The 26,127-nt window shown below is 71.2% G+C and carries 27 protein-coding genes; 17 read left to right on the forward strand and 10 right to left on the reverse strand.

What is annotated here, in order from left to right; translation table 11 throughout:
- The first annotated feature begins 227 nt into the window (after positions 1–227).
- Together ABTX81_RS24125 and ABTX81_RS24130 are read left to right on the forward strand one after the other, a co-directional pair.
- A complete protein-coding gene (locus ABTX81_RS24125) occupies positions 228–677 on the forward strand; it encodes a hypothetical protein (protein WP_350549070.1) in 450 nt (149 codons plus the stop codon).
- Positions 678–686: 9 nt separating this feature from the next.
- A complete protein-coding gene (locus tag ABTX81_RS24130) occupies positions 687–1,625 on the forward strand; it encodes a LysR family transcriptional regulator (protein ID WP_350549072.1) in 939 nt (312 codons plus the stop codon).
- Positions 1,626–1,651: 26 nt separating this feature from the next.
- Here the strand turns inward: ABTX81_RS24130 and ABTX81_RS24135 are convergent, their stop codons facing one another.
- The 4 genes from ABTX81_RS24135 to ABTX81_RS24150 form a co-directional block, all read right to left on the reverse strand.
- Positions 1,652–3,136 carry an APC family permease gene (locus ABTX81_RS24135; RefSeq protein ID WP_350549074.1) on the reverse strand — a complete coding sequence of 495 codons (1,485 nt, stop codon included), beginning with the start codon at positions 3,134–3,136 and terminating at the stop codon, positions 1,652–1,654.
- A 285-nt stretch (positions 3,137–3,421) separates the two neighbouring features.
- On the reverse strand, positions 3,422–4,393 hold the full coding sequence (gene speB / locus ABTX81_RS24140; RefSeq protein ID WP_350549076.1) for an agmatinase: 972 nt from the start codon (positions 4,391–4,393) through the stop codon (positions 3,422–3,424).
- 381 nt (positions 4,394–4,774) lie between these two features.
- Positions 4,775–5,314, reverse strand: coding sequence for a cupin domain-containing protein (locus tag ABTX81_RS24145; protein ID WP_350549078.1), 540 nt, complete (start codon positions 5,312–5,314; stop codon positions 4,775–4,777).
- Positions 5,311–6,066, reverse strand: coding sequence for a hypothetical protein (locus tag ABTX81_RS24150; RefSeq protein WP_350549080.1), 756 nt, complete (start codon positions 6,064–6,066; stop codon positions 5,311–5,313). The genes ABTX81_RS24145 and ABTX81_RS24150 overlap by 4 nt, the downstream gene beginning before the upstream one ends.
- 215 nt (positions 6,067–6,281) lie before the next feature.
- Here ABTX81_RS24150 and ABTX81_RS24155 point away from each other — a divergent pair, with 215 nt between their 5' ends.
- A complete protein-coding gene (locus tag ABTX81_RS24155; protein WP_350549082.1) occupies positions 6,282–7,094 on the forward strand; it encodes an IclR family transcriptional regulator in 813 nt (270 codons plus the stop codon).
- 10 nt (positions 7,095–7,104) lie between these two features.
- Positions 7,105–7,722 carry a TetR/AcrR family transcriptional regulator gene (locus tag ABTX81_RS24160; RefSeq protein WP_350549084.1) on the forward strand — a complete coding sequence of 206 codons (618 nt, stop codon included), beginning with the start codon at positions 7,105–7,107 and terminating at the stop codon, positions 7,720–7,722.
- On the opposite strand, the gene ABTX81_RS24165 is transcribed toward ABTX81_RS24160, so the two are convergent.
- Entirely contained in the window at positions 7,705–9,150 is a 1,446-nt protein-coding gene (locus tag ABTX81_RS24165; RefSeq protein WP_350549086.1) for an MFS transporter, read from the reverse strand. The genes ABTX81_RS24160 and ABTX81_RS24165 overlap by 18 nt on opposite strands.
- A 410-nt stretch (positions 9,151–9,560) precedes the next feature.
- On the opposite strand from ABTX81_RS24165, the gene ABTX81_RS24170 reads away from it, so the two are divergent.
- From ABTX81_RS24170 to ABTX81_RS24200, 7 genes are all read left to right on the forward strand, one after another.
- Positions 9,561–10,379: an alpha/beta fold hydrolase gene (locus ABTX81_RS24170; RefSeq protein ID WP_350549088.1), complete on the forward strand. Its 819-nt coding sequence runs from the start codon at positions 9,561–9,563 to the stop codon at positions 10,377–10,379.
- 28 nt (positions 10,380–10,407) lie between these two features.
- Positions 10,408–11,316, forward strand: a complete 909-nt coding sequence (locus ABTX81_RS24175) for a VOC family protein (RefSeq protein WP_350549090.1) — start codon at positions 10,408–10,410, stop codon at positions 11,314–11,316.
- Between the two features lie 17 nt (positions 11,317–11,333).
- Positions 11,334–12,659 (forward strand): aromatic ring-hydroxylating dioxygenase subunit alpha, encoded by a 1,326-nt coding sequence (locus tag ABTX81_RS24180; protein ID WP_350549092.1) that lies wholly within the window; start codon positions 11,334–11,336, stop codon positions 12,657–12,659.
- Positions 12,656–13,213, forward strand: coding sequence for an aromatic-ring-hydroxylating dioxygenase subunit beta (locus tag ABTX81_RS24185; protein ID WP_350549094.1), 558 nt, complete (start codon positions 12,656–12,658; stop codon positions 13,211–13,213). Before ABTX81_RS24180 ends, ABTX81_RS24185 begins: the two co-directional genes overlap by 4 nt.
- A complete protein-coding gene (locus ABTX81_RS24190) occupies positions 13,210–13,596 on the forward strand; it encodes a bifunctional 3-phenylpropionate/cinnamic acid dioxygenase ferredoxin subunit (RefSeq protein WP_350549096.1) in 387 nt (128 codons plus the stop codon). The genes ABTX81_RS24185 and ABTX81_RS24190 overlap by 4 nt, the downstream gene beginning before the upstream one ends.
- Positions 13,583–14,371, forward strand: a complete 789-nt coding sequence (locus tag ABTX81_RS24195; RefSeq protein WP_350549098.1) for an SDR family NAD(P)-dependent oxidoreductase — start codon at positions 13,583–13,585, stop codon at positions 14,369–14,371. The genes ABTX81_RS24190 and ABTX81_RS24195 overlap by 14 nt, the downstream gene beginning before the upstream one ends.
- A 243-nt stretch (positions 14,372–14,614) precedes the next feature.
- On the forward strand, positions 14,615–15,853 hold the full coding sequence (locus ABTX81_RS24200) for an NAD(P)/FAD-dependent oxidoreductase (protein WP_350549100.1): 1,239 nt from the start codon (positions 14,615–14,617) through the stop codon (positions 15,851–15,853).
- Between the two features lie 79 nt (positions 15,854–15,932).
- Here the strand turns inward: ABTX81_RS24200 and ABTX81_RS24205 are convergent, their stop codons facing one another.
- Positions 15,933–16,733: an IclR family transcriptional regulator gene (locus ABTX81_RS24205; protein WP_350549102.1), complete on the reverse strand. Its 801-nt coding sequence runs from the start codon at positions 16,731–16,733 to the stop codon at positions 15,933–15,935.
- 167 nt (positions 16,734–16,900) lie between these two features.
- On the opposite strand from ABTX81_RS24205, the gene ABTX81_RS24210 reads away from it, so the two are divergent.
- The 6 genes from ABTX81_RS24210 to ABTX81_RS24235 all read left to right on the forward strand — a co-directional run bounded on the left by ABTX81_RS24210 (position 16,901) and on the right by ABTX81_RS24235 (position 22,044).
- Positions 16,901–17,863 (forward strand): TAXI family TRAP transporter solute-binding subunit, encoded by a 963-nt coding sequence (locus tag ABTX81_RS24210; protein WP_350549104.1) that lies wholly within the window; start codon positions 16,901–16,903, stop codon positions 17,861–17,863.
- A 26-nt stretch (positions 17,864–17,889) separates the two neighbouring features.
- Entirely contained in the window at positions 17,890–18,915 is a 1,026-nt protein-coding gene (locus ABTX81_RS24215; protein WP_350549106.1) for an NAD(P)/FAD-dependent oxidoreductase, read from the forward strand.
- Positions 18,903–19,232 (forward strand): ferredoxin family protein, encoded by a 330-nt coding sequence (locus ABTX81_RS24220; RefSeq protein ID WP_350549108.1) that lies wholly within the window; start codon positions 18,903–18,905, stop codon positions 19,230–19,232. Before ABTX81_RS24215 ends, ABTX81_RS24220 begins: the two co-directional genes overlap by 13 nt.
- A gap of 12 nt (positions 19,233–19,244) precedes the next feature.
- Entirely contained in the window at positions 19,245–19,943 is a 699-nt protein-coding gene (locus ABTX81_RS24225; RefSeq protein WP_350549110.1) for a class II aldolase/adducin family protein, read from the forward strand.
- Positions 19,944–20,030: 87 nt separating this feature from the next.
- Positions 20,031–21,092, forward strand: a complete 1,062-nt coding sequence (locus ABTX81_RS24230) for a GNAT family N-acetyltransferase (protein WP_350549112.1) — start codon at positions 20,031–20,033, stop codon at positions 21,090–21,092.
- Between the two features lie 205 nt (positions 21,093–21,297).
- The gene (locus tag ABTX81_RS24235) at positions 21,298–22,044 is read left to right on the forward strand and encodes a dienelactone hydrolase family protein (RefSeq protein WP_350549113.1); all 747 of its coding nucleotides are present in this window, start codon (positions 21,298–21,300) and stop codon (positions 22,042–22,044) included.
- A gap of 152 nt (positions 22,045–22,196) precedes the next feature.
- Here ABTX81_RS24235 and ABTX81_RS24240 read toward each other — a convergent pair whose 3' ends face one another.
- Genes ABTX81_RS24240 through ABTX81_RS24255 form a run of 4 tightly spaced genes read right to left on the reverse strand, consistent with a single transcriptional unit; the run spans position 22,197 to position 26,111 of the window.
- Positions 22,197–23,462 carry an FAD-dependent monooxygenase gene (locus tag ABTX81_RS24240; RefSeq protein WP_350549115.1) on the reverse strand — a complete coding sequence of 422 codons (1,266 nt, stop codon included), beginning with the start codon at positions 23,460–23,462 and terminating at the stop codon, positions 22,197–22,199.
- Between the two features lie 17 nt (positions 23,463–23,479).
- Positions 23,480–24,127: a maleylpyruvate isomerase family mycothiol-dependent enzyme gene (locus tag ABTX81_RS24245; protein WP_350549117.1), complete on the reverse strand. Its 648-nt coding sequence runs from the start codon at positions 24,125–24,127 to the stop codon at positions 23,480–23,482.
- The gene (locus tag ABTX81_RS24250) at positions 24,127–24,960 is read right to left on the reverse strand and encodes a fumarylacetoacetate hydrolase family protein (RefSeq protein ID WP_350549119.1); all 834 of its coding nucleotides are present in this window, start codon (positions 24,958–24,960) and stop codon (positions 24,127–24,129) included. Before ABTX81_RS24250 ends, ABTX81_RS24245 begins: the two co-directional genes overlap by 1 nt.
- Positions 24,957–26,111: a cupin domain-containing protein gene (locus tag ABTX81_RS24255; RefSeq protein WP_350549121.1), complete on the reverse strand. Its 1,155-nt coding sequence runs from the start codon at positions 26,109–26,111 to the stop codon at positions 24,957–24,959. The genes ABTX81_RS24250 and ABTX81_RS24255 overlap by 4 nt, the downstream gene beginning before the upstream one ends.
- Positions 26,112–26,127 lie beyond the last annotated feature (16 nt).

Below are 26,127 nucleotides of genomic sequence, written 5' to 3' on the forward strand. Positions count from 1 at the left end.
TTCCGTCCGGGGCCCGATCAGGTCCCCGCGGCCCGCACGCCGGTCCCGACGTCGTCCGATGGCGGCACCAGGCCGCTCCCCGAGAGGGCAGCCTAACGTGCCGGGCGGCCCGTCCCCCTGGCCGATCACCCCTGGTTACGACGTACGGAGCCGTTCCCCGGTTCCGGAGCCCGGCCGTCCGTCGCCCGCTCGGCCTGCACGATCCTTGGCACACCGCCGCCGGCATCATGATCGCCGCCGACATTCCCGTCGCCGTCGTCTCCAGGCCCCTGCGCCACTCCACCCTCGCCGTCACCTGCCGGATCGTCCTGGACGTCGAGGACCGCGACGGCTACGCCGCCGGCCGGTGGGCCGTCGAGGCCGCCACCTCCCTGGTCACCGAACTGCGCCCGGGCGCAGCCGCGGCCGCCCACCTGCTGCCGCACACCCCGCTGCTCGCCTGGACCGCGGACAGCTTCGGCGCAGGAGGGCCGCGGTTCACGCCTCGCTGCCGCTCGGCGGCTGCTCCGCGGTATCCGGACAGACCCCGGAGGCCGGCAGGGAGCGTCCCACCGGGGTTCGACCGCGGTCGCGAAGTGGAAGCCGGTGCTGATCGTGGTGACTGCCAATCGTCCACAGAGGGCGACTGGCGAGCCGACCGGATCAGGTCGGCCTCAACCGATGGCATGTCGGCGTAAGTTTCTCTCATGCTCAACACTCGTAGGCTCAGCCTGCTCCGGGACCTCGTCCGCACGGGGACCATCGCGGGAGCCGCTCAGCTGGCAGGCTGTACGCCTTCGGCGGCTTCGCAGCAGCTCTCCGCCCTGGAGCAGGAACTGGGGATCGCCCTGCTGGAGCGCTCCACCCGCAGCGTTCGCCTGACCGATGCGGGCCGGGTCCTGGTCGAACATGCGCATCGTGTCTTCGCCGAGCTCGATGCCGCCGAGGCCGCGGTGCACGCGGTGGCCGGACTGCGCGGGGGGAGAATCCGTGTCGCGGCGTTCAACAGTGTGGCGACCGGCCTCGTCGTGCCTGCCCTGATGGCCTTCCGGCAGCGCCACAAGGACGTGCGGATGACGTTCACCGAGGCGGAGCCGGAGTTGTCGATGCCGGCGGTGGCGAACGGCGACCTGGACCTCGCGGTCACCCACGAGTACGGGCGCCTGCCGAAGCCGGATCTTCGCGGCCTGCGGCAGGTACTCCTCCACCGCGACCGGCTGGTGCTGGCCGTGCCGCCCCACCTCCAGCGGGCGGGACAGATCAGCGCGAGGCTCCAGGACTACGCGGAGGCGACCTGGCTGTCCGCATTGCCCAGCTCCGGCTTCCAGGCAGCGACGGAGCTCCTCTGCCGCGCGGAGGGCTTCGAGCCGGACATCGCCTTCCGCACGGACCAGTACGACATCCTGCTGCTGCTGGTGGCTGCCGACTTCGGCGTCGCTCTCGTTCCCGCTCTTGCCGCGGTTCCGCGCAGTGGCGTGGCCTACCTCGAGGTCTCCCAACCGGCCGGTCTCACCCACGACATCCACGTGACGATGCGCGACGCCGACTCGTCACCGGCAGTCGAAGCCCTGACCGCTCTGCTCGTCCAACGCGGCTTCGGCGACGACGACCGGTCCGGTGATCGATCCGGCGGCGCACGGCGCTGAACTCCGGTCGTTCCGTGCGGCCGGCGTCACCCGAGTCCAGCCGAGCCGCCCGCTGGCGCGGGCTCCAGCGGTGCCGCCGCGGCTTCGGTCGCGGCCAGCCGCGAGTGCTTGCGGCCGTAACCGAAGTAGACGGCGAGTGCGAGCACCATCCAACCGGCGAAGAGAATGAAGGTGTCGGCCGGGAGGTTCGTGATCAGGTAGCCGCAGCAGAGCACCGACAGGGCCGGCACGACCGGGTGTCCGGGGACCTTGAAGAGGCGCTTCAGCCGGGGCTCGCGCACGCGCAGGACGATGACGCCGACCGAGACGACGGAGAAGGCGACCAGCGTACCCATCGAGGTGAGGTTGGCCAGCCAGTCCAGCGGGACGAACGCGGCGAGCACGGCGATGAACGCGCCGACGATGAGGGTGTTGGCGACGGGGGTGCCGCTGCGCGGGTTCACCTTGCGGAAGAGCGGCGGAAGCATGCCGTCGCGGCTCATGGAGTAGAGGATGCGGGTCTGGCCGTAGATGACGACCAGCGTGATGCTGACGATGGAGACGACCGCGCCCGCCGACAGGATCGCTCCGGGCCAGGTCCGACCCGTGACGCGCTGGAGGATCGCGGAGAGGCCCGCGTCCTGGCCGTCGAAGAGGGTCCACTGCTGCGCACCGACGCCGACGAGGGCGACGAGGCAGTAGAAGGCGGTGACCACCAGGAGCGCGCCGATGATCGCGCGGGGCAGCGCCCTCTGCGGGTTCTTGACCTCCTCACCGGCGGTGGAGACGGCGTCGAGGCCGATGAAGGAGAAGAAGACCGAGGAGGAGGCGGCACTGATGCCGGCGAAGCCGAGCGGCGCGAAGGGGTGCAGGTTGGCCGAGTGGAAGCCGGTGACGCCGACGGCGATGAAGAGGGTGAGTACGCCCAGCTTGATGAACACCATGACGGTGTTGGCCAGCGCCGACTCCTTCGCGCCCCGGATCAGCAGCAGACAGCACAGGACGACCAGGACGACCCCGGGCAGATTGATGTAGCCGCCGTGCCCGGGGGGCGCGGCGATCTCAGCGGGCATGGTGAAGCCGAAGAGGCGCCGGGTGAGGTCGTTGAGGTACTGCCCCCAGCTGACGGCCACCGCCGCGCCGGAGACGGCGTACTCCAGGATCAGGCAGGAGCCGACCGCCCAGGCGGCGAGCTCGCCGAGCGTCGCGTAGGCGTAGGAGTAGGACGAACCGGAGACCGGCACCGCCGAGGTGAGCTCGGCGTAGCAGAGGGCGGTCAGTGCGGCGGTGATCGCGCCGATCACGAAGGAGAGGATCACGGCGGGCCCGGCCTCGGGGACGGCCGTGCTGAGCACGAAGAAGATCCCCGTACCGATGGTGGCCCCGACACCGATCATCGTGAGGTGGAAGGTTCCGACGGTCCGGTGCAGTCCGCCGGCCGGATTCCCGCCCGCCTGGTCGGAGTCGGCCAGGAAGGCCGAGACCGGCTTGCGGCGCAGCAGCTGCTGACGGGGTCTTGCTTCGTCTGGCATGAGGTCGTGCCTTTCGTGGAGGCGGCGCTGACTCTTCGGCACGGGTGTGCGGAGGAAGGCCGACTTCCTGTGGTGTGATGCGGGGCCGCCGGTGATGATCCATCAGCTCGGCGGGTCGGGGTCCCCGCCACCTGCGCCGACCGGCGGGGGCGGCCGGGCAGCACGGAAGGCTCCTGCTGTGCCTCCGGGTCGGAATCGACGCAGGTGGGGGGTGCGACTGAGGCCGTGAGGTGAGGCCGTGAGGCTGGTCGCCCACGGGTGGGTTCAGACGGGAAGCGCCTTCGTTCAGGCGCCCTTCGCCGAAGCCCGGTTCTCGCTGAGTGCGATGAGCGAAATCAGTTCCCAGGCCGTGTGTGCCGCGGCGAGCCCGGTGACGCCGGCGTGGTCGTAGGCGGGGGCGACTTCCACGATGTCGCATCCGACGATATTCAGCCCCGACAGGCCGCGCAGGGTGGCGAAGAGTTCACGAGTCGTCAGTCCGCCGACTTCCGGGGTCCCGGTGGCGGGGGCATGGGCGGGGTCCAGTACGTCGATGTCCACGGAGACGTAGACGGGCCTCGCTCCCAGCCGTCGGCGGATCTGCGCGACGATGTCGCCGATCGGGCGGTCCTGGAACTCCTGGCTGTCGATCCGCTCGAAACCGGCCCTCCGGTCGTCGGCCAGTTCGCTGGGATCGTAGACGCCGCCGCGCGTTCCCACGTGCTGGCAGTGGTTCAGGTCGAGGATGCCCTCCTCGGAGGCGCGCCTGAAGGGCGAGCCGTGCCACACGCTCGCGCCCTGGCACGTGTCCCAGGTGTCCAGGTGCGCGTCGAAGTGGAGGACTGCGAGGGGACCGTGGGCCGCGGCCGCGGCCCGCATCAGGGGCAGCGCCACGGTGTGGTCGCCGCCGAGGGCCACGATGCGCGTTCCCCCTTCCACCAGGCGCCGCGCGGCCGCTTCGATCACCGCGACGGCGTGCTGGATGTCGAACGGGCCGGCCGCAACGTCGCCCGCGTCGGCCACCTGCTGGCAGGTGAACGGATACACGTCCAGGAACTGGTGGTAGGGGTGCAACTGCCGCGAGTTCTCACGGATGTGCGCGGGCCCGAACCGGGCCCCCGGCCGGAAGCTGGTTCCGCCGTCGAAGGGGACGCCGAGGACGGCCACATCGGCATGGGGCACTTCCTCGATGCGAGGCAGGAGCGCATAGGTGGCGAGCCCCCCGTAGCGAGGCATCCGGGAGTCGTCGCGCTGTCCGACTGGTGTGGGGTTGCCCATCGGGTGGTGCTCCGTTCGTGGCGGCGTGGAGCCGGCAGGGGTTTCTCCGGCCTCGGCCGAGGCCGCAGCCACGTGAGGACGTGCGGTGCGGCTCGACAGACGAAGGGTGACTCATCGGCGATCCACAGAAAAGGCAGTGCTTCTGATGCCGAGCATCAGCTTCTCTAACGGCGAACGGGGTGCCGGCCGTGCCCCTGACTCCCCTGCTCGGTTCGGCGGTGCGGAGGAGCTCGGGTCTCCCCCGGTCGACAGGAAGGGCCGGCCGAGGACGCCCCCGGTGGATCGGGGAAGCGTCCTCGGCCGGCCCTGGTGGTGCGGCGCGCTCGTTGCGCCGCACCTGGCTCCGCGCCTTCTCGGCGCCCGCGAGAAGGCGCGTACGGGTCAGGCCGGAACGGAGAGCGGCCAGGCGAAGGCCGACAGGTCGATCTCGGGGTGGACCGCCGAACAGTCGGCGCAGGTGCGCGCGCGGAGGTCGGCGGTGAATCGGGCGCAGGCCTCCGCGTACATGAGGGCGGCCGGCGTGTCGTTGTCGTGCTCCCACTCGTAGCGGTGCAGTTCCCTCTCGCACCCCGCGCAGAACCAGACCGCGCCCTGCAGGCCGGGCTTCAGCGGCAGGTACCGGATCGTGACGCCTTCCTGGAGGGGCACGATCCGGTGCGGGGTCCCGGCCGGCACGTAGATGTGGTCGCCCAGGTCCATCCGGAACCGGTTCACCGAGCTGTCGCGCAGGTGCACCTGCGCCGCTCCGGACAGCTGGCTGAGCACGGTGTCCTTCTCGCAGACCAGGTGGAAGGGCTGCGGCAGCCAGTTGCGCGAGAGGTAGATCTGGGGGTCGGTGTCGGCGGGCAGGACGGCGACGTCCTCGTAGTTGCCGATCCCGACGGCGGCGTCGAAGGCGTTGAGCGTGCGGCGACGGTTCACGACTGCTTCTCCTGATCGGTCGAAGTGGCTGCGGCATCGCGCAGCGCCTGGTGGGACGAGTTCACGGCGCGGGTCTGGGCGACCTCCCTGCGCCAGCCCCAGAGTTCGCCGGGGAAGAGGTCGTTGACGTGACCGCAGGCGTCGCACGTTCGGCCCTCGTCGGTGTTGCGCAGGACGCTGAATTCGGCGGAGCCGAGCGCGGTGGCGAACTGGCGTACCGGGACGCCCGGCCGGCCGTGACGCTCGGCGTCGTAGCCGGGCAGCGGGAAGGGCGTCGAGTCGTAGTCGTGCCGGAGGAGCTCCGCCTTGCAGTTCGTGCAGCGGGCGATCATCGCCTCACCCTGGTCGCCCTCGTCGGACTGGTGCTGGGTGACCACGATGACGGCGAAGGCCTCGGGGTTCTTCTCGTTGCGCAGGAAGGAGTTCACGCCGTGCAGGTTCTGGGCCGCCATGATCTGGCCGGAGGCGAGCATCGACTCGTTGGAGCCGTAGTTGACGATGACCTCGTTGACCGCGTTCCAGTGGAAGAAGTGCCCGTACGCCTTGTCGGGACCGCCCATGATCACGCTGCCGCACGGCACGATGGCGCCCGCTTCGTCGTACGGGAACAGCGGGGTGAGCTGAGCAGCGGCCTTCGCCATCTGCTCGTAGACATTGGCCTTGAGAGGTTCGCGGTCGGGGTCGGGCGAGGGGATCCGCCGCGTCTCCTTCAGTTTCTCCGACTCGATGATCGATGGGCTCGACTGGCTCACAACTTCTCCTTCTGAGAGGGATGTTGCATCATGCGGAACGATGTTCGCCATAGTGGCACTTAGCATGGTCGAGTGGCAAGCACCACAGACAGACCGGACCGATCCACCGGCCGGCGCGCGCCTCCGGCCCGCTGCCCGATTCGACGTGCGCCGGCAGCTGCTTAGAATGGATATTCTAGAGTCATCGTTCTAAGCGTGTTGAGGTGATCACAGGAATGACCGATCAACCGTTGCCGGACCCGACATCCCTCGACACCCCTGGGAGCTCACTGGCTCCGTCGGTCCTGTGGAAGGCCTTTCGGGTCCTGGGATCGTTCAGCCACAGCCGGCGGGTGCTGACGCTGGCGCAGATCATGCGCCGCAGCGGTCTGCCGAAGTCGACCACGCACCGGGTGCTGGCGATGCTGCTGGAGGTGGGCGCGGTCGAGCAGCACGAGGGCGGATACCGCGTGGGACTGCGCATGTTCACCCTGGGTGCCCTGCCCCCGGAGGTGGCGCTCCGGGACGCCGCGATGGTGCATCTCGAAGAGCTGCACCGCATCACCGGACAGACGCTGCACCTGGCGATCCTGCGGGACGGGGAGGCCGTCTACCTGGAGAAGCTCCGCAGCCGGAAGTCCGATCCGTCCCCCGCCGTGGTGGGTGGCCGGCTGCCCGCCCACTGCACCGCCATCGGCAAGGCCATGCTGGCGTTCTCGGAGGAACGGTTGGTGGCCGGGGCGCTGGGTGGGCCGCTGCACCGCAGGACGGCCCACTCCCTGGAATCGGCGGAGGACGTGCGTCGGCAACTGGCCGCCATCCGAGCGGACGGCTTCGCGGTCGACCGGGAGGAGGCCGTCGAGGGACTGGCCTGCGTAGCGGTGCCGGTGCTGGCCCAGCGTCGTGCCGTCGCCGCCGTCTCGGTCGCCTTCGCGGCCTCGGCCGGCAGCGGCCACGTCCTGATCAACGCGCTCCGCCAGGCTGCCGGGGCGATCTCCCGTTCGCTGGTATCCGTCTCCGGCCTCCAGCTCCTCACGGCGGGTGGATAGGGTGAACACCATGGATACGACCAGGTCGAACCGGGAGCAGATGCTGGATGCCGCCGAGAGCCTGTTCAGCTCGCGGGGCTATGCGGATGTCACCATCGTCCAGGTCTGCCAGGCATCCGGCCTGCCCGTCGGTTCGGTCTATCACCACTTCACCAACAAGCTCGGCCTCCTGGCGGCGGTCGTCGACCGTGCCTCCGGCCGGTTCTTCGACGACCTGCCCGCGGTGGAGGAGCTGTGCGGCACCGACCCGCTCGACCGCCTCGGCGCCTACTACGACCGGGCCGCCGAGGTCATGGGCGACCAGGCGCCCTTCATGCGGCTGATGTTCCTGCTGCAGTTGCAGGAGGACAAGGACGGAAGGATCGCACCCCTGGTCCACGAGGCACGCCGTCGCGTGCGGGACGAGCTGGCCGCCGCCATCGAACCGGTCGCCCGGGACAGCGGAGCGGCGGACGCGACGGAACTCGCGAGGGAACTGGCCGAACTCACCGTGTCGTTCACCGCCGGACTGGTGGTCTTCACCGAGAGCGGGACCTCCGGCGTCGCCACGGGGATGCGCCGCCTGCGCCAGTTCGTCCTGACGGCCATCACGGAGAGCGCCACCGGCCGGTCAGTGGCGACCCCCTGAACCCCGACGCCCCGGAGCACCGGCGGCGCGGGGTACGGGCAGTCCGAACCGCGCCAGGAGAACGACGGCCACGGCCATGGCCGCTCCGGTCGCCGCGAGCGCCACGAGGGCGTTCTCCCGCGGCGCACCACCCCCCTCCGGGGTGAAGGCGGCCAGCACCGCTGTGACGAGGCTGCTTCCGACCGCACCCCCCACCCAACGGGTCAGCGCGTTCGCGCTGTTCGCCATCCCGACCTGGGAGGGGGGTACGAACCGGGCCAGCAGCGCCGGGAGCGCGGCGTACGCCAGGCTCACCATCACCCCGATGGTGAAACCGGCGGCCACCACCTGCCAGGGCCGGTCGTGGGCCAGGGCGAGGACGGCGAAGCCCACGACGCCCGCGAGTCCGGACAGGACGAGGGTGCGGCGAATGCCGTGGCGGACGATCAGCCGACCGCCGACCGGCGCGGCGCACACGGCCGCCATGGCGAGCGGCAGCAGGTAGACCGAGGCGGTGGTCAGCGCCGAAGCGCCGAAGCCGTAACCCGAGGACTCCGGTGTGCTGCGCGCGAGGTGGCCCAGGAGCAGCGACGAGAGGTACATGACGGCTCCGACCAGCGCGGACACCAGGTTCGCGATCACGATCGGCCGGCGGCGCAGCAGTTCCAGGTCCAGCAGGGGGTCGTACCGGCGGCTCTCCGCCCGGAGGAAGAGCCAGAACGCCGCCACCGCGCCGACGGCCATCGCGACGACCGGCGTGGAGGCCCAGCCCCAGTCGGCCCCCTGCGACAGCGGCAGCATCACCAGCACCAGGGCGGTGCCCAGCAGGGTGGCTCCCATGACGTCCACCCGTCCGGTGTCGACGGCCGTTCCCCGCCGGGGCACGAACAGGAGCACCAGGAGCAGCGAGATCGTACCGAGCCCGGCGCAGAGCCAGAACAGGACCCGGTAGTCGGGGTCCACCCGGTTCAGCACGCCGGCGATCACCGGGCCGAGCCCGCCGCCCACGGCGAGCGTTCCGGACATCAGCGCCATGGCGGAGGTACGGCGCTGCTCGGGCACCTCGCGGTACAGCACCGTGATGGCCAAGGGGAACACGGCTCCCGTCGTGCCCTGGAGCGTGCGGCCCAGCATCAGCAGCCAGACGGACGGGGCGAGGGCGGACAGCACCGCGCCGGCGGTGAGCACCGACAGGCACCACACCAGCACACGGCGGCCGCCGCGCAGGTCGGCGATCCGGCCGAACACCGGGACGGTGACGGCCGACACCAACAGACCCGCCGTGACCGACCAGTTGACCGTGGAGACGGAGACATCCAGCTGGTGCGCGATGTTGGGCAGGACCGGCACGACGACGGCCGGCATCGCCCCGGCGACGACACCGGCGAAGCACAGGGCGAACAGCAAACGCCCGTAACGGGCGGAGGGTTGGTCCATGGGGCTCGGCATGGCGGCACCGTAGCCACCGGTCCGTCACGACGAGGCGCCGCTGTCCCGGTGGCCGGGACGCCCCCGATCACCGGCCCCGCACCGGAGGGCACCGGATCCCGCGTCCGGTGATGCGGACGCGATGGCGTTCCGACCACCGGAACGATCCTCCCCGCACGAGGTCCCGCACGCCGAGACTCCCCCTCAGTGGAGGCGATCGCGATGACCCCCGTGTCCTCACATCGCGGTCGCCTCCACCGCGCGGGCCATCGACAGCACACCGTCCGCACCCGCCCGTCCCCGCCGGGTCCCGCCGTCGTGACGGAGACCTCCGGCCCCGGGAGCGGGCAGCTGGTGCCCCCGGCCGCGGGTGCCAAGGCGACTCAATCAGTGGAGCAGAACTCATGGGCAACTCGATCGTCACATCCGACGTGACAACAGGGCAGCACAGCATCCGGCTCAACCGGGCCGGGGAGGGCAACGCGGAAGCCGTTCTCTTCCTGCACGGCTCGGGCCCCGGTGCCACCGGCATGTCCAACTTCAACGGCACCGTCCCGGAGTTCGCCCCTTCCTATGACTGCCTGGTCATCGACCAGGTCGGCTGGGGCGACTCCAGCCACCCGGACACCCCGCCCGGCGCCCGCATCCGCCAGAACGTCGAAGCCGTGCTGGGACTGCTGGACGGGCTCGGCCTCGACCGGGTCCACCTGGTCGGCAACTCGATGGGCGGCGCACTGGCGCTGCACCTGCTGGCCCGTGCCCCGGAGCGCTTCGGCAAGGCGGTTCTGATGGGGGCCGCGGGCGCCGGGAACACGACCGGGCCGACCCCGGCGATGATGCGGCTGATCAACTTCTACGACGACCCGACACCCCGGGCCATGGCCGAGCTGATCTCCTTCATGCTCCACGACCCCGACCTGTTCGGCGACCGGCTCGGAGCCATCGCCGAGGAGCGACTGGCGGTGGCGGTGCGCCCGGAGGTGGAGCGTTCCCACCGGCAGACGTTCACGATGGCGCCCGGCACGGGCCCCGGCCTGCCCGAGATCGCCTTGAACCGCATTCCCAACGACGTGCTGCTGGTGCACGGGCGGGAGGACGTGATCGTTCCGCCGGAGGGAAGCGAGTGGTTCGCGCGCCGCATCCCCAACGCCCGTCTGCACCTGATCCCGCACTGCGGGCACTGGGCGCAGATCGAGCAGGCCGCCCACTTCAACGCCGTGGCCCGTTCGTTCCTCGCCGGGCAGCTGTAGCCCGGCCGATCCACACCGAAGGAGAACCATGAGCATCGTGAGCGCCCTGGGCTACGTGGTCGTGCGCGGCCCCCTGGAGGAGTGGAGGCAGTTCGGCACGGACGTGCTGGGGCTCCAGCTCGGCCACTCGCCGGACCCGGACACCCTCCACTTCAAGAACGACAGCCGGTCCTGGCGGTTGGCGGTGGAGGCCGGTACTCCCGCCGGCCCGGCGTCCCTCGTCGCGCTCGGCCTGGAGGTCAGGTCGCGCGAGGGCCTGGACCAGCTGGCGGGAACGCTGCGCTCGCGCGGCATCGAGGTGCGCGAGGACGCGGCGCTGGCCGAGCGCCGCCGGGTCCGCCAGCTGATCACCTTCCGCGACGGCGGCGGCAACCGGGTCGAGGCGTACTGGGGAGCGACCGTCGACCGGGCCGGTTTCTCCTCCCCCCGCGGTGTCACCTTCGTCGCCGGGGAGACCGAGCACGGCGAAATCGGGATCGGCCACGCCTTCCTGCTGGCCGAGGACACGGCGAAGGCCGCGGCCTTCTACACGGACAACCTCGGATTCCTGCTCTCCGACACGATCGACTTCGGCCCGCAGTCCGCGCACTTCCTGCACTGCAATCCCCGCCACCACTCGGTCGCGTTCGCCGCGCTGGAGGGCGCGCCGGCCTCCGGCATCGGCCATCTGATGCTGGAGGTCACGAGCCTGGACGCGGTGGGCCGGGCGATGGACACGGTCAACCAGGCGGGCGCCCCCGTGCCGATCTCCCTCGGAGAGCACTCCAACGACCGGATGACGTCCTTCTACGTGCGCACGCCGTCCGGGTTCGACATCGAGTACGGCTGGAACGGCCGCGTCATCGACGACCGGGAGTGGACCGTGACGCACTACGAGACGACCAGCAACTGGGGCCACCGCTTCACCGCCCCGCCCACTCCCCCGACCGGCCGATAGCCGCGAAAGGCACCGTCATGCTCGATGTCAGCGAGCTGGTCCAGCCCGGGAAAGGGCTGATCCACCCCAGCATCTACACCGACCCCGAGATCTACCAGGCCGAACTGGAGCAGGTCTTCGCCCGCAGCTGGCTCTTCCTGGCGCACGACAGCCAGCTGCCCAAGCCCGGCAGTTTCGTCCAGGCGTACATGGCCGAGGACCCGGTGCTGGTGGTCCGCCAGCGCGACGGATCGGTCAAGGCGTTCCTCAACCAGTGCCGCCACCGCGGAATGCGCATCTGCCGCAGCGACGAAGGCGTGGCCAGGGCCTTCACCTGCACCTACCACGGCTGGGCGTACAACCTCGCCGGTGAGCTCGTGAACGTACCGATGCAGGAACGCGCCTACCACAACGAGATCGACAAGTCGCAGTGGGGCCCGCGGCGGGTCCCACGGGTGCACAACCACAAGGGCTTCTACTTCGGCACGTGGGACGAGGAGGCACCCTCCTTCGAGGAGTACCTGGGCGACATGGTGTGGAGGCTCGACGCCATGGCCGACCGGTACGACGAAGGCATCAGCCTGATCCCCGGCGCCACCAAGTGGGTCATCGACTGCAACTGGAAATTCGCCGCCGAACAGTTCGCCAGCGACATGTACCACGTGCCGTCCTCCCACACGTCCGCCCTGGTGGCCCTCGTCGAGGACCCCCAGGTGCTCGCCCGACTGCACGAGCTGAACCTGACCGTGCCGGGCCGCCAGTTCTCCGGGAACGGGCACGGCTCCGGGTTCGCCCTGCGGCCCGACATCATCCCCTCCCAGTCGGGGCCCGAGTTCGACGCCTGGCTCGACGCCCACCGCGAGGAGATCTACCGCCGCGGCGGCGAACAGCGTGCGCTCGCCGCGAACGGTCACAACACCGTCTTCCCCAACTTCTCGTGGCTCGACATCAACAACACCATGCGGGTCTGGCATCCGCGCGGCCCGGGGCAGATCGAGGTGTGGGCCTGGACCTTCGTGCCCCGGGGCGCGCCGGACGAGGTCCGCAACGAGATCCGGACCAGCACCATCCGCTCCTTCAGCCCCGCCGGCGTCTTCGAGACCGACGACGGGGAGAACTGGACGGAGATCCAGCAGGTCCTGCGCGGGCACATGGCCCGCAAATCGCTCTTCAACGCCCAGATGGGCCTGGGCCACGAGAAGCAGGGCACGGACGGCATGCCCGGCCGGGTCGCCGACGACATGTACACCGAGATGGCTGCCCGCGGCATGTACCAGCGCTGGGCCGACCTCATGTCCGGCCTGTCCTGGCAGCAGATCGCCGAACTCGACCGGAACCGGCAGCAGGAGGTGCACACGGCATGACCACCCCCACGCCCGACACCCCCACGCCCGACACCCGCAGGCCCGTCGACCCGACGGTCCGGCACGAGATCGAGCAGTTCCTCTACCGGGAGGCCGAACTCCTCGACGACCAGCGGTTCCAGGACTGGCTGGAGTTGTTCAGCGACGACGTGCACTACTGGCTGCCGACCCGGGTGACCCGGACCGTCCGCGAACGGAGCCTCGAGGTCGCGGGCCCGGACGGCGCCGCCTTCTTCGACGACGACAAGACGTTCCTGAGGGGTCGGGTACGCCGGCTCTCCTCGGGCCAGTCGTGGTCGGAGGAACCCCCGTCCAGGACCCGCCGGCTGATCACCAACGTCCGTCCCGTGGAACTGGCCGACGGCACCTTCGAGGTGCGGGCCAACTTCCATGTCCTGCGCAGCAGGGCGGAACGCCACCACGACACCTTCTTCGGCGAGCGGACCGATCTGCTGCGCCGGATCCCGCGGGAACCGGGTTTCCAGGTGGCCCGCCGCAAGATCGTGCTGGACACCACCACGCTGCTGGCACCGAGCATAAGCATCTTCCTGTGAGCGAACACAACACCGCATCGCCGTGGATCCGCGCCTGCCGGGTCGACGAGCTGGCCGACGAGCAGGCACGACGGCTGGACACCACTCCCCCCGTGTCGGTGTTCCGGACGAACGGTGAGTTCTTCTGCGTCGACGACACCTGTACCCACGAGGACTTCTCACTGGCCGAGGGCTGGGTGGAGGACTGCTCCGTCGAGTGCCCCCTGCACCTCGCGAAGTTCTGTCTGCGCACCGGCGCGGCGCTCTCCACGCCCGCCTACCGGCCGCTGCGGACTCACGAGGTGCGCGTGGACGGTGACGACCTGTACGTACGCATCGAACAGCGGCAGCCGGACGACCCGGCGTGCCCGAGCACGACCGGAGGTCTCGATGGGATGGCTTGACGGGACGTCGGCCGTCGTCACCGGAGGCGCCTGCGGCCTCGGCCGGTCGATAGTGGAGCGCTTCGTCACCGAAGGGGCGCGAGTGGTCGTACTCGACCGGTCCGCGGAGCGACTCGCCGACCTGAACGCCGGCCTGGGCGACGCCGTCCGTACCGTCAGGGGCGATGTCACCTCGTACGAGGACAACGCTCGCGCGTGTTCCCTCGCCGAGCGGGAGTTCGGCCGCCTGGACACCTTCGTCGCCAACGCCGGCGTGTGGGACTTCGCGCGCTCACTGACCGACACCCCCGTGGAGGAGCTGTCCGGCGGCTTCGACGAACTGTTCGCGATCAACGTCAAGGGGTACCTGCTGGGGGCCAAGGCCGCCGCACCGTGCTTGCGCAGGTCGCGAGGGAGCCTGATCCTCACGCTCTCCAGCGCCGCGCTCTTCCCCGGCCCCGGAGGAGGACCGATCTACACGGCGGCCAAGCACGCGGCACTCGGCCTGCTCCGCCAGTTCGCCTATGAACTGGCACCCGACATCCGGGTGAACGGGGTGGCGCCCGGCGTCCTGGAGACCGGTATCAGCGGGCCGCGGTCGATGGGGCTGGCGGATTCCCACCTCGACCGTGTCCTGCCGCTCGAACAGATCGTCAGCAAGGGCACGGCCCTCGGGGTCGTGGTCCGGCCCGAGGACGTGGTCGGACCGTACGTGCTGCTCGCGTCGAAGGACTCCTCGATCACCACGGGAACGGTGATCGACGTCAGTAGTGTCAGCGTCCCGCCCCGGAACTGAAAGTCGGCGAGGCACCGTCGGACTCCTCCCAGTCGGAGTCCGGCGGTGCCTCGCCGTCACGTCGGCAAACCGCCCCGGGCGAGACCACCGTCGGCCGGGAACGGGATCCGTTCGCCGGCGACCCCCGACGCCCGGGCCTGATGACGGCGTCCCACCCACCGGAACGCTTCTCCGCCCGTCCGGGAAGGCACTCCTAACCTTGCCACCGTCTGCCCAGTGGGGCACGGAAGAACGGAGGCGCACATGGACGGCGCGAAGCACCACCATGTCATCGTCGGGGGGAGCGCGGCCGGCATCGCGGCTGCTCTCGCGATGCGGCAGCACGGATTCGCCGGGCGGGTGACGGTCGTCGAATCGGGCGGCGAACTCCCCTACGAGCGGCCTCCGTTGTCCAAGAGCATCGCTGGTGGAGAAACGGGATCCCTGCGTCTCATCGCCCCTCGGGAGGCGTACGACGAGCACCGCATCGGCCTGCGCCTGGGCACCCGCGTCCAGGCCCTCGAACCGCGGCACCGTACCGTCGTGCTCGACAACGGCCAGGTGCTGCACGCCGACCGTGTGCTGCTGGCCACCGGAGTCGTCCCCCTCACCCTGCCGGTGCCCGGCTCCGGACTCTCCGGCGTCGTCACCCTTCGCGACGTGCGGGACGCCCGGGTCCTGGCGGCACGGCTGAGCGAGGGCGGGCCGCTGGTCGTCGTGGGCGGCGGCTTCATCGGGCTGGAGGTGGCGGCGGTCGCCCGGGAGGCCGGACTCGACGTCACCGTCGTCGAGATGGGCGCACAGCCGTTGGAGGGCCCGCTCGGCCCGACGCTGGCATCCCGGGTGACCGACCTGCACGAACGAGCGGGTGTCACGCTGCGCACCGGGATGTCCGTGGTCGCCTTCACCGGTACGGACACCGTCACCGGGGTCCAGCTGTCCACCGGGGAGCTGCTGCCGGCCGCGACCGTCGTGGTCGGCATCGGCGTGAGGCCCGACACCACCCTCGCGGAACGCGCCGGAGTGCACTGCGACCGGGGCATCGTCGTCGACCGACACTGCCGCACCAGTGTTCCCTGGATACTCGCCGCCGGTGACGTCACGAACCAACCGAACCCGTACCTGTCCGGTCGTGGCCGCATCGAGCACTGGGACAACGCCCAGAAGCAGGGCGCGGTGGCCGGGGCCGTCATGGCGGGCGTGCAGGAGTCGCACACCTCGCTGCCGTACTTCTATTCCGAGCAGTTCGGCCGCACCATCCAGATGTACGGACGGCCGGTCGCGGGGGACGAGTTCGTCCTCCGCGACGGGGAGACGGACAACGGATTCCTCGGATTCTGGACCCGCCGGGGCATCCTGGTCGCCGCCGCCGGCATGGCCCGCCCCCGGGAGCTGCGATCGGCGCGCACGCTGATCGAGCGCCGGACACCCGTCACCGGCGAGGCACTGGCCTCCCCCGCCACCGACCTGCGCGCGCTGGCCAGGGTGCCCGCGGCGCACTGAGGCCCGTGGCCGAGCCGGTCACCCACGCGGTGATCGGCTCGCGGACCGCCTGCCACCGCCGGCCCCTCGCATCGTTCAGCTATCCCAGCCGAGCGCCCAGCTCACGCGCGACGGCCGCGGTCGCGCCGCCGGTCTCGGCGGCCCAGACCGCGCCGGCGCGCGACAGCGGCGCCGTCGTGGCGAGCGCGGCGCGCGGGCGGCCCCGCTTGTCGCGCACCACGGCCGCGACCGCGCTGACGCCCTCCTCGCTCTCCGCGTCGTTGAGCGCGTAGCCGACGCGCCGCACCTCGGCCAGCTGCCGCCTCAGCTCGTCGAGCGTGGTGAGGGTGCGGGGGGTGACCGCCTCGAGTTCACCCGAGGGGTACAACGCGGCGAGTTCGGCGTCGGGCAGTTCGGCGAGCAGGGCCTTGCCGGCCGCGGTCCCGTGCGCGGGCAGCGTCCATCCGACCCGGCCGCCGGTACGCAGGACCTGCTTGCTCTCGACGCTGTCGAGATAGACCACATCGGTGCCGCGCAGCAGTGCCAGATGGGCGGTCTCGGTGGTCCTGTCACGCAGTTCCACGAGGGCGTTGTGGGCCAGGCCCCTGATGTCGATGTTGTCGAGCACGGCCAGGCCGATGTCGACGAGTGCGGGGCCCGGCTTGTACGCACGGGAGAACTCGTCCTGCTCGACGAACTGGTGGTGGCTCAGTGTCGCCAGCATGCGGTGGACGGTGGAGCGGGACAGGTTCATGTCGCGGGCGACCTGATTGACCCGGATCATCTCGTGGTCCTCGAACAGGCGCAGCAGGCGCAGGACGTTGTCGACCGCTCCGATCAGCCCGCTGGGGCGGTCGGCAGGGCCTGTCTCCTCGGCGTCTTCGCCTCTCGTCGCATCCACGAGAGCACAGTAGCGCAGCGATTTCCATCCCCCGTTCGGAGCCTTGATCTAGTCGCATCATGCGGTCTACTGTTCCGCATAGTGACACCATAACGAATGAGAGGACGTGTGATGTCTCTCTGCGGGAGCCTTCACCGGGCCTCCGGCCTGTCGCCGGAGGAGATCAAATGACCGAAAAGCCGCGCCTGGAGCGCCCGGTCACCCTGCAGTTCCGCGGTGACTGGGGCCAGGCCAACATGCACCGCATCTGCGGCTGGCTCGCCCAGGAGATCGGCGACCGGGCGCCCCAGGGCTCCCGGTTCGCCATCTGGTCGGGCACGGGCGGCCTGGACCAGATCGAGGCGCTGCGCGCCGGCGAGTGCGACATCACCGTCGTCACCCCGGCCGCCGCCGTGCGCACGCTCCATCGGGCGGGCGAGCTCGACGGCCTGTCCGCGTTGGGGGTGATCGGCCAGTACGACCGTCTCGTCGTGGCCGTCGACGCCGCCCTTCCGGTGAACAGCGTCCCCGAACTGGCCGCGATCGCCGACCGGCTGGTGGTAGCCACCTCGCCCGACGACGGCGTCAACCTCGTCGGGTTCGCGGCGCACAAGGCGCTGCGCCTCGCGGGCGTGGACCCGGACGGGCTCGCCTTCGCCTACAGCGAGCGCCCCTTCCCGGCCATCAGCCGCTTCGCCTCGGGCGAGGCGAACGTGCTGGTCCACGAGGCGTTGACGACTCCGCCGTGGCAGCGCATCGACCGGGCCCGCCCGGTCAGGTACCTGCCGTGGGGCGACGAGGTCCTCCGGGCCTTCGCCGCGGAGGGCTGGCCCGACGCCGTGGTGGAGGCCGGGTACCTGCCCGGGCTCCAGGAGGACCTGCGCACCCTCGAGTTCTCCGACTTCGTGGTGCTGTGCCGCGGCGATCTGCCCGAGGAGGTGGCCCACCTCACCGCGTGGTGCATGGTGCAGACCCGTCGGGCCCTGGAGGCGCAGTACGCGCACCTTCCGATGGACCACACGCCGGTCACGTATCCGATCGTTCCCGCCGACATGGCGCGTACGCCGCTGCCGCTGCACCCCGGAGCCGCCCGGGCCTACGCCGAGCTGGCATCCGCGAGCGTCCTGGACGAACCGTTGATGTGGGGCTGACCGTGTCCGTTCCCGTTTCGGAACCGATGACCTCGGAGACCGAGCTGCTGATCATCGGCGCCGGCCCCGCCGGTCTCTTCGCCTGCTTCTACGCGGGCATGCGCGGCCTGGGAGTCACCCTGCTCGACAGCCTGCCGCACCTCGGCGGGCAGGTCGCCGCCCTCTACCCGGCCAAGGAGATCTTCGACATCGCCGGCTTCCCCGCGATCACCGGGCGGGGCCTCGTCGACCGGCTGGTCCACCAGGCCCGGCTCGCCGAACCCGACATCCGGCTCGGCGAAGGTGCGGGCTCGCTGGACCGCGGACCCGACTCGGTCACGGTGTCCACGAGCAGCGGCCACCGCATCCGGGCCGGCGCCGTTCTCATCACCGCCGGGATCGGCCGCTTCACCCCGCGACCGCTGCCGGCACTGGAGGAGTACGACGGAAGCGGGGTGCACCACGTGGTGGCCGCCCCCGAGGAGTACTCGGGGCGGGACGTGGTGATCGTCGGCGGCGGCGACAGCGCCGTCGACTGGGCCAACACGCTCGCCCCGTACGCCCGTCGAATCACCCTCGTGCACCGGAGGAAGCGGTTCAGCGCTCACGAGCACTCGGTGAACCGGCTCATGGACTCCACCGTTCGGGTCCTGACCAACAGCGAGATCGCGACGGTCCACGGCGCCGGCCGGGTGGAAGCGGTGACCGTACGCGACTGCGGCACCCGGGCCTCGGTGCGTCTCGACGCCGACGTGCTGATCCCCGCCCTGGGACACATCGCCTCGCTGGGTGCCCTCAAGGACTGGGGACTGCGCCTGAGCGGCCAGCAGATCGAGGTCGGCACCGACATGTCCACCGGCGTCGACCGCGTCTACGCCGCCGGTGACATCACCACCTATCCCGGCAAGGTCCGGCTCATGGCCGTCGGGTTCGGCGAGGCCGCCACCGCGGTCAACAACCTCGCCGTGCGGTTGCACCCGGCGCTGGACGTCTTCCCCGGTCACTCCTCGGACCGGGCGTTCCGACCCATCCCACCGCAACCACAGGAAGAGGTGACGACATGGCGTATGTGATCAACGAGAAGTGCATCGGTGAACTCGACGGCTCGTGCGTCGACGTGTGTCCGGTCGACTGCATCTACGAGGGTCTCACCAAGCGCTACATCCAGCCCGCGGAGTGCATCGAGTGCGGCGCCTGCCTGGCCGAATGCCCGGTCTCCGCCATCACGGCGCCGGCCGGCACGGATCCGGTCTGGGCCGAGGACAACCGGGCCTTCTTCGCACTGCCCCTGCCCGGCCGCAGCGCGCCGCTGGACAGTCCCGGCGGCGCCTCCGGGAGCGGACCGATCGGCGTGGACACCCCGCTGGTGACGAACCGGAACCAGGGCTGACCGGAGACCGTGATGAAGGACGAGATAGCAGATACCGTACGTGCCGGCCGTGCGCTGGCTGCCGCCGGTCTGACCGACATGGTGTGGGGACACGCCGCCGTGCGCGACCACGACGGCCGCGGCGTCTGGATGAAGGCCGCCGGCTGGGGATTCGAGGAAGTGGACGCCGAGCGCGTACTCCTCGTCGACAGGGACGGGGAGGTGCACCACGGCCGGGGCCGGCGCCACATCGAGTTCCACATCCACACCGAGATCATGGAACGCCGCCCCGACGTCGGTTGCGTCGTGCACACCCACGCGCCCGCGCTCGCCGCCTTCGCCTCCCTGGACGCCGAACTGCGGCCGATCTCCCACGACGCGGTCCCCTTCTGCGAGCCGCGGTTGCCGCGGTTCGCGCACACGGGCTCGCTCATCGCGACGGCCGAACTCGGCGTCGCCCTGGCCCGGACGCTCGGTGATGCGCGCGCCTGCCTGATGCCGAACCACGGTGCCGTCACGGTCGGGCCCGACGCGGCCACCGCCGTGATGTACGCGGTCCTGCTGGAACGCGCCTGCCGGACGCAGCTCATGGCCATGGCCGCGGGCGGCCCGAGGATCTGGTCGGACCCCGCCGAGGCCGAGTTCAAGGACCGTCAGGTATGGAACTCGGCCCAGCGCGAGGCGGGCTGGCAGTACCTCCAGCGGCTTTCCGCGAGAAGCTCCCAGCCCTGAGGTCACCCGGTTCACCGCCTTGCCGGATCCCCCGGCTCTCCGATCCTACGAATGACCAGAGCAACCCCTTTGAAAGGTAGGACCCTTGTGAGCGGGACACCGCATCACGACCTCGGCCCGCGCCCGCTGTCCGACCGGGTGACCGCGCCTTCGAGCATCGACCTGCCCACGGCCGGCGAGGACCTCGTCTGGCGGCCGGTCACCGCCGCCGACATCGACCTGATCCTCGACCTGGAGCACGCCGCCGGCAAGGTCGACCACCCGCACTCGCTGGTGATGAGGGACGAGTTGGAGGAGGAGTTCGCCGGCGAGACCTTCGTGCCCGAGCAGGACGCGGTGATCGCGCTCGACGCCGGCAGGAGAGCCGTCGCCTACGGCTCGGCGGTGGCCCCGTCGGCCCCCGAGACGATCTTCTGGGTGGAACTCGACGGAACGGTGGCCCCGGACCGCCGGGGTGAGGGCATCGGCGCGGCGCTCCTCGCCTGGCAGGAGGCCCGCGGTCTCCAGCATCTCGCCTCCTGCGACGCCACCCTGCCCGGGTGGCTGGCCGTGGGCGCGGACGAGAGTGCCGCTCGAACGATCCGGCTCCTGGAGGCGCACGGCTACGAGCGCGCCCGGTGGTGGCTGGAGCTGGAACGCGACCTCACGGCGCCGCTCCCCGAACCGCCGTCGCCTCCGGAGACGCGGTTCGTGCCTTACGGCGAGGAATGGGCGGAGCGGGCCAGGTCGGCGTGGAACGAGGCCTTCCGCGACCACTGGGCCACTCAGCCGATGACCGCCGCCGAATGGGCCGCCGGTGACCGGCTGCAGGCGTCCCGTCCGGACCTCTCCGTGCTCGCGGTCGTCCCGGACGCCTCCGGGGGCGAGCGCGTCGTCGGCTTCGTCCTGGTGGACGTCACGCCGGAGGAATGGCCGCTGCGCGGGGCTCCGTTCGGGTACATCTCGTCCGTCGGAGTGAGGCGGGAGGCACGGGGGCAGGGCCTGGCCCGCGCCATGATGGCCCACGTGCTGCGGACGCTGCACGCCGACGGCCTGGACCGCGCCGTGCTGGACGTCGACGCCGAGAGCCCCACCGGGGCCCTCGGCCTGTACCAGAGCCTGGGATTCGCCGTCAGCGACCGCTCGGTCAGCCTCGTCAAGCGCTTCTGACCTCGAAGCTCCTCGCAGGAGCCGGCCGGCGCTGCACGCGACGGCACCGCCCGACCGACCCCGCCCGACCGCATCGGAGCAGGGCGGTCGGACGACGGCCCGCCTCCGGGCAACCGGAGGCGGGCCGTCGTCCGGGACCAGGTCCATGACGAATCCGTCCCTTCCCGACTCCACTGACTCCCCCACCACCGAAGGAGCTCACATGATGAGCGGCCAGCACGCCTCCGACGCCGTGAAGACCGACTGGCTCACCGTGGCCACCGCCGACGGCCCGATGCGCGTGTACGCGGCGCGTCCCGACCAGCCCGCCGACCGGGCGGTGATCGTCCTCCAGGAGGCGTTCGGCGTCAACGACCACATCCAGGACATCGCCCGGCGCTACGCGGCCCGGGGATTCCTCGCCCTCGCCCCCGACCTGTTCCACCGCAGCGGTGTCGGCACCCTCCCCTACGAGCAGCACGCCGACGCCATGCCGCTCATCGCCGCCATCGGACCGGACGCCGTCATCGCCGATGTCGAAGCCGTCCTCGCCCTCCTCGTCGACGACGAGGGCGTCTCGACGTCCCGAACCGTGATCAACGGATTCTGCTTCGGCGGCCGCGCCGCCTTCACCGCGGCCACGGCCGTCCGGGGGCTCGGCGCCACCGTCGTCTTCTACGGACCCGGCATCGCCGCCGGGCCGCACGCCGTCGTCGACCGTGCCGAGGGCATGGACGCTCCCGTGCTGATGCACGTGGGCGGCGAGGACCCCACCATTCCCGCCGATCACGTCTCGGCCGTCGACGCGGCGCTGCGTGACGCCGGCGTCGACTTCGAGAGCTACGTGTACGAGGGCGCCGGGCACGCCTTCGCCTGCGACGCCCGCCCGCACATGTACGTCGAGGACAGCGCGCGGACCGCGTGGCAGCGCACCTACGCGTTCCTCGACAAGCACGTGCCCCCGACCGCCTGAGTGCCCGTCACACCGGAACGGAGCGTGGGCGCCGGCCTGTTGGCCGGCGCCCACGACTGTCTTCGGTGCACAGCGGATCACCCGAGGGCGCGGTGGTGCAGCCGCGCGAGGTCCGCTCCGGACCCCGCGCGGCTGCACCGTTCGACGGCTCCTCAGAGCGGCGCTGTCTCCAGGGGGAGCGGCCGGAACATCTCCGCTTCCTCCTCCGGGTTCAGCGCCGTCGGACCGTAGATCCAGTCGACGAACGAGTAGTCGTAGGTGTCGCGGGCACGCAGGAGAGCGTTGCGCTGAACCCTCCGAACGCCGTCGAGGTGCCACAGCTCGCCCCATGACCGCGCCGTGTCGACGACCCTGCGGCAGTGCTCGGGCCGTACCGCCTCGTAGGCGGCGAGCACCGTGCCCCAGTCGACGCCCGAGCCGTTTCCGCTTCGTCGCGCGCGCTGGGCGGCGATGTGTTCTCCGAGGACCCAGCCGTCCTCGATCGCCATGATCGCGCCCTGCGCCATGTACTGCAGCGGCGGGTGCGCCGCGTCGCCGAGCAGGGCGATCCGGCCGCTCACCCAGGTCGTGATCGGGTCGCGGTCGTACATCCGCCACCACCGGTCGCGCCACATCAGCGCCAGTCCCTGCTGCACCTGGTCGCAGGTCGTGGCGAACGCCGCGTCCAACTCGTCCGGGGTGCCCCAGTCCTCCTCCCCCGCCAGCGCCTTCGGTGATTCGAACACCGCGACCTGGTTGAACATCGCGCCGCCCCGCAGCGGGTACTGCACGAAGTGGCAGTGGGGCCCGACGTACACGACGACGTCCTTGTCGTGGATGTCACGGGTGGCGACCTCCTCGAACGGTACGGCGGCGCGGTAGGCCACGTAGGCCGAACTGACCGGCTCGTCCCGGACCAGCAACTCGCGGGCGACCGAGTGCAGTCCGTCCGCGGCGATCACCAGTTCCGCCTCGTCGGCGCGGCCGTCGGCGAAACGGACCCGGGCGCCGGCACCGGTGTTCTCGTACGCCGTGCAGTGGGAGTCGGTGACAAGCTCCACCCCCGCCCGCTCACAGGCGCGGAGCAGGATTCCGTGCAGGTCGCTGCGATGGATCACCAGGTAGGGGTAGCCGTACCGGCGCTCCAGGTCGCGCAGGTCGAGGCGGGTCAGTTCACCGGCGTCCACGGCGTCCTTCATGATGATGTTCCCGGGCAGCACGCCCAGGGACGCCGCCTCCGCCAGGAGGCCGTAGCGGTCGAGGATACGGGTGCAGTTCGGCGCGAGCTGGAGTCCCGCGCCGACCTCGCCGAAGGCGGGGGCCTGCTCGTACACCCGGACCCGCAGGTCCTGGCGGGTCAGGGCGAGCGCCGCGGCGAGGCCGCCGATGCCGCCCCCGACGACGATCACGTCGGCGCGGGCGGAAGGGGATCGTTCCATGGATTCGGTCCTTGTCGTCACAGCCAGGCAGGAAGGGTCGGGGGGAGGCCGCCGTCGGCGGTGGTCACTCCGGTCGCGGAGCGTCCGGCCAGGTAGGCGGTCACCTCGGCCTGCGGTCCCCTGAGCTCGGGTACGGCGTCGCCGCCCCGCTTGGCGCGGATGTCCTCCTCCAGCGCCCGCAGGAAGCCGTCGGGGAGGCCGGCGAAGCGGACCCCGGTGGCGAGGTCCACGGCGTGCACCATCACCTCCCGGGCGCGCAGGTACGGGGTCTCGCTCACCGGCACCGTGCGGCCCTGCGCGGTGACCACCGGTGTCCGCCAGGCCTCCTCGGGCAGAGCCGACATCGCGGCGGCGAGGTTCACGGCCGAGTCGGTGAACCACCGGGTCAGCTCGTCCGCGCCCCGTCCGGCTCCCCTCTCGATCCCGGCAGCGCGTTCCCGCGGGTCGGCGTACATCGGGGTCCGCTCACCGGTGCGGGCCCAGTGGACGAGATTGCCGATCGCCTCGGCGTTCGCCGCCAGGTGCGCGACGAGGTGTTTGCGGGTCCAGCCCGGCAGGGCCGATGCGGCGGCGTACTCGTCCTCGGAGAGTCCGGCGATCGCCGAGGCGCACAGTGCCGTCCCCGTCCCGACCCAGCCGAGTGCGATGGCGCGGTCGTGTTCCATCAGGCGCTCTCGGGGACGACGGGGTTCTCCAGCCGGCCGATCGACTCGATCTCGGTGACGACCAGTTCGCCGCCCTCCAGGTAGACCTGGGGCTCGCGGGCGTGGCCGACGCCGCCGGGGGTGCCGGTCGCGATGATGTCGCCCGGGTTGAGCCGCACCATCGTCGAGACGTAGCGGACCAGGTCGACCGGGTCGAAGAGCAGGTCGCCGGTGTTGTCGGACTGCACCACCCGGCCGTCGACCTCGCAGCGGATGTCGAGGGCCGGCCGCGGACCGGTCTCGTCCGCGGTGACGAGGAACGGGCCGACAGGGGTGCTGGAGTCCCAGTTCTTGCCCTGCAGCCATTCCCGGGTCCGGAACTGCCAGTCACGGCAGGTGATGTCGTTGAGCACGGTGAATCCCGCGATCGCGCTGACCGCCTCGGCCTCGTCCGCCCGGCGCACCTGCCGGCCGATGACGAGGGCGAGTTCGGCCTCCCAGTCGAACCGCCCGGTCTCCGCCGGGCGCCGGATGGCGTCGTGGGCACCGATGAGGGTGTCGGCGTACTTGGCGAAGAGGGTGGGGTGTTCCGGCAGGTCCCGGCCCATCTCCTTGATGTGGTTCCGGTAGTTCAGTCCGACGCAGACGACCTTGCCCGGCTGCGGGACGACCGGGGCGAGGTCGGCCCCGGCGAGCGGGTGCCGCGGGCCGTCGGCCGTCGCGGCGGCGGCGAGGCCGCCGGGGGCGGCCAGGACCGCGCCGACGTCGGGCCGGCCGACCTCCACGAGCCGGTCGCCCTCGACGCGGACGGCGGCGGTGCGCCGCTCGTCCAGGCGGATGGTGGCGAGCTTCATCGGGTGCCCCTCTCGGTGTGGCTGCGGAACAGGTTGAGCTTCGTGAGGATCGGGGCGTCGCTGAACTGGAACAGGTCGAGCGCGCCCGAGTCGGAGTCCGAGGCCGAGGCTTCCGAACGGATCGACAGCGACTGCCAGGACGGGACGACGAAGAGGTCGCCGCGGGTCACCGCCCAGGAGCGGTCGCCGACCGTGACCCGTCCCGAGCCGTCGAAGACCTGGTAGACCGAGGAGCCGGTCTCCCGGTGCGGTGCGGTCTCCGTGCCGGCCGTGATCCGGTGGAACTGCGCCCGGATGGTGGGGAGCACGTCGTCGGCGCTGGTCGGGTTGGTGTAGCGGACCAGGGCGTGGCCGGGCTCGACCGTGCCCGGGTGGCCCTCGCGCTCCAGCGTCAGCTGGCCGGTGAGCGCGGCGTCGGTGTCGGCCCACCGGTAGCACAGCAGCGGAGTGCCCTCGCGCCGCCCGAACCGGGAGACCGGCACCAGGCCGGGGTAGCCCCACAGGCGCTGCGACCGGGAGCGGACGGGGGTGGTGTGCTCCTCCTCGCTGAGGACTTCCCGGCCGAAGTCGAAGAACTGTGCCTCGACGCCGTACTGGAAGGGGATGTCGAGCCCGTCGAGCCAGGCCATCGGCGCGTTCGCGGAGTTGTGGTGGGCGTGCCAGTGCATACCGGGCTGGGGCAGGAAGTCGCCGCGGCCCATCGGTACGGGGTCTCGCTCGACCACCGTCCACACGCCCTCACCCTCGACGACGAAACGGAACGCGTTCTGGGTGTGCCGGTGCTCGGGGGCGTCCTCGCCCGGCATCAGGTACTGGATCGCGGCCCACAGAGTGGGGGTCGCATAGGGCCGGCCGCCCAGGCCCGGGTTGGCGAGGGCGATCGCGCGGCGCTCCCCGCCGCGGCCGACCGGGACCAACTCCCCGGATCGTGCGGCGAGTTCGGACAGTTCGCGCCACGTCCAGCAGTGTGGCAGCGCACGGGAGCGCGGGTGCCGGGGCATCAGGTCGCCGATCTCGGTCCACAGCGGGACGAGCAGCGCCTCGTCGAAACCGCGGTAGAGGTTCAGGAGTTCGGGGGTGACGGGAGGCTGGTCAGGGCGGTCCTCGGCGGTGGGACCGGGCGGGGGCGTGAGGGCGTTCACTTCGGACATGGCCCGACTATCGGCC

It is taken from the genome of Kitasatospora sp. NPDC097605, assembly GCF_040302725.1.
Classification (GTDB): Bacteria; Actinomycetota; Actinomycetes; order Streptomycetales; family Streptomycetaceae; genus Kitasatospora.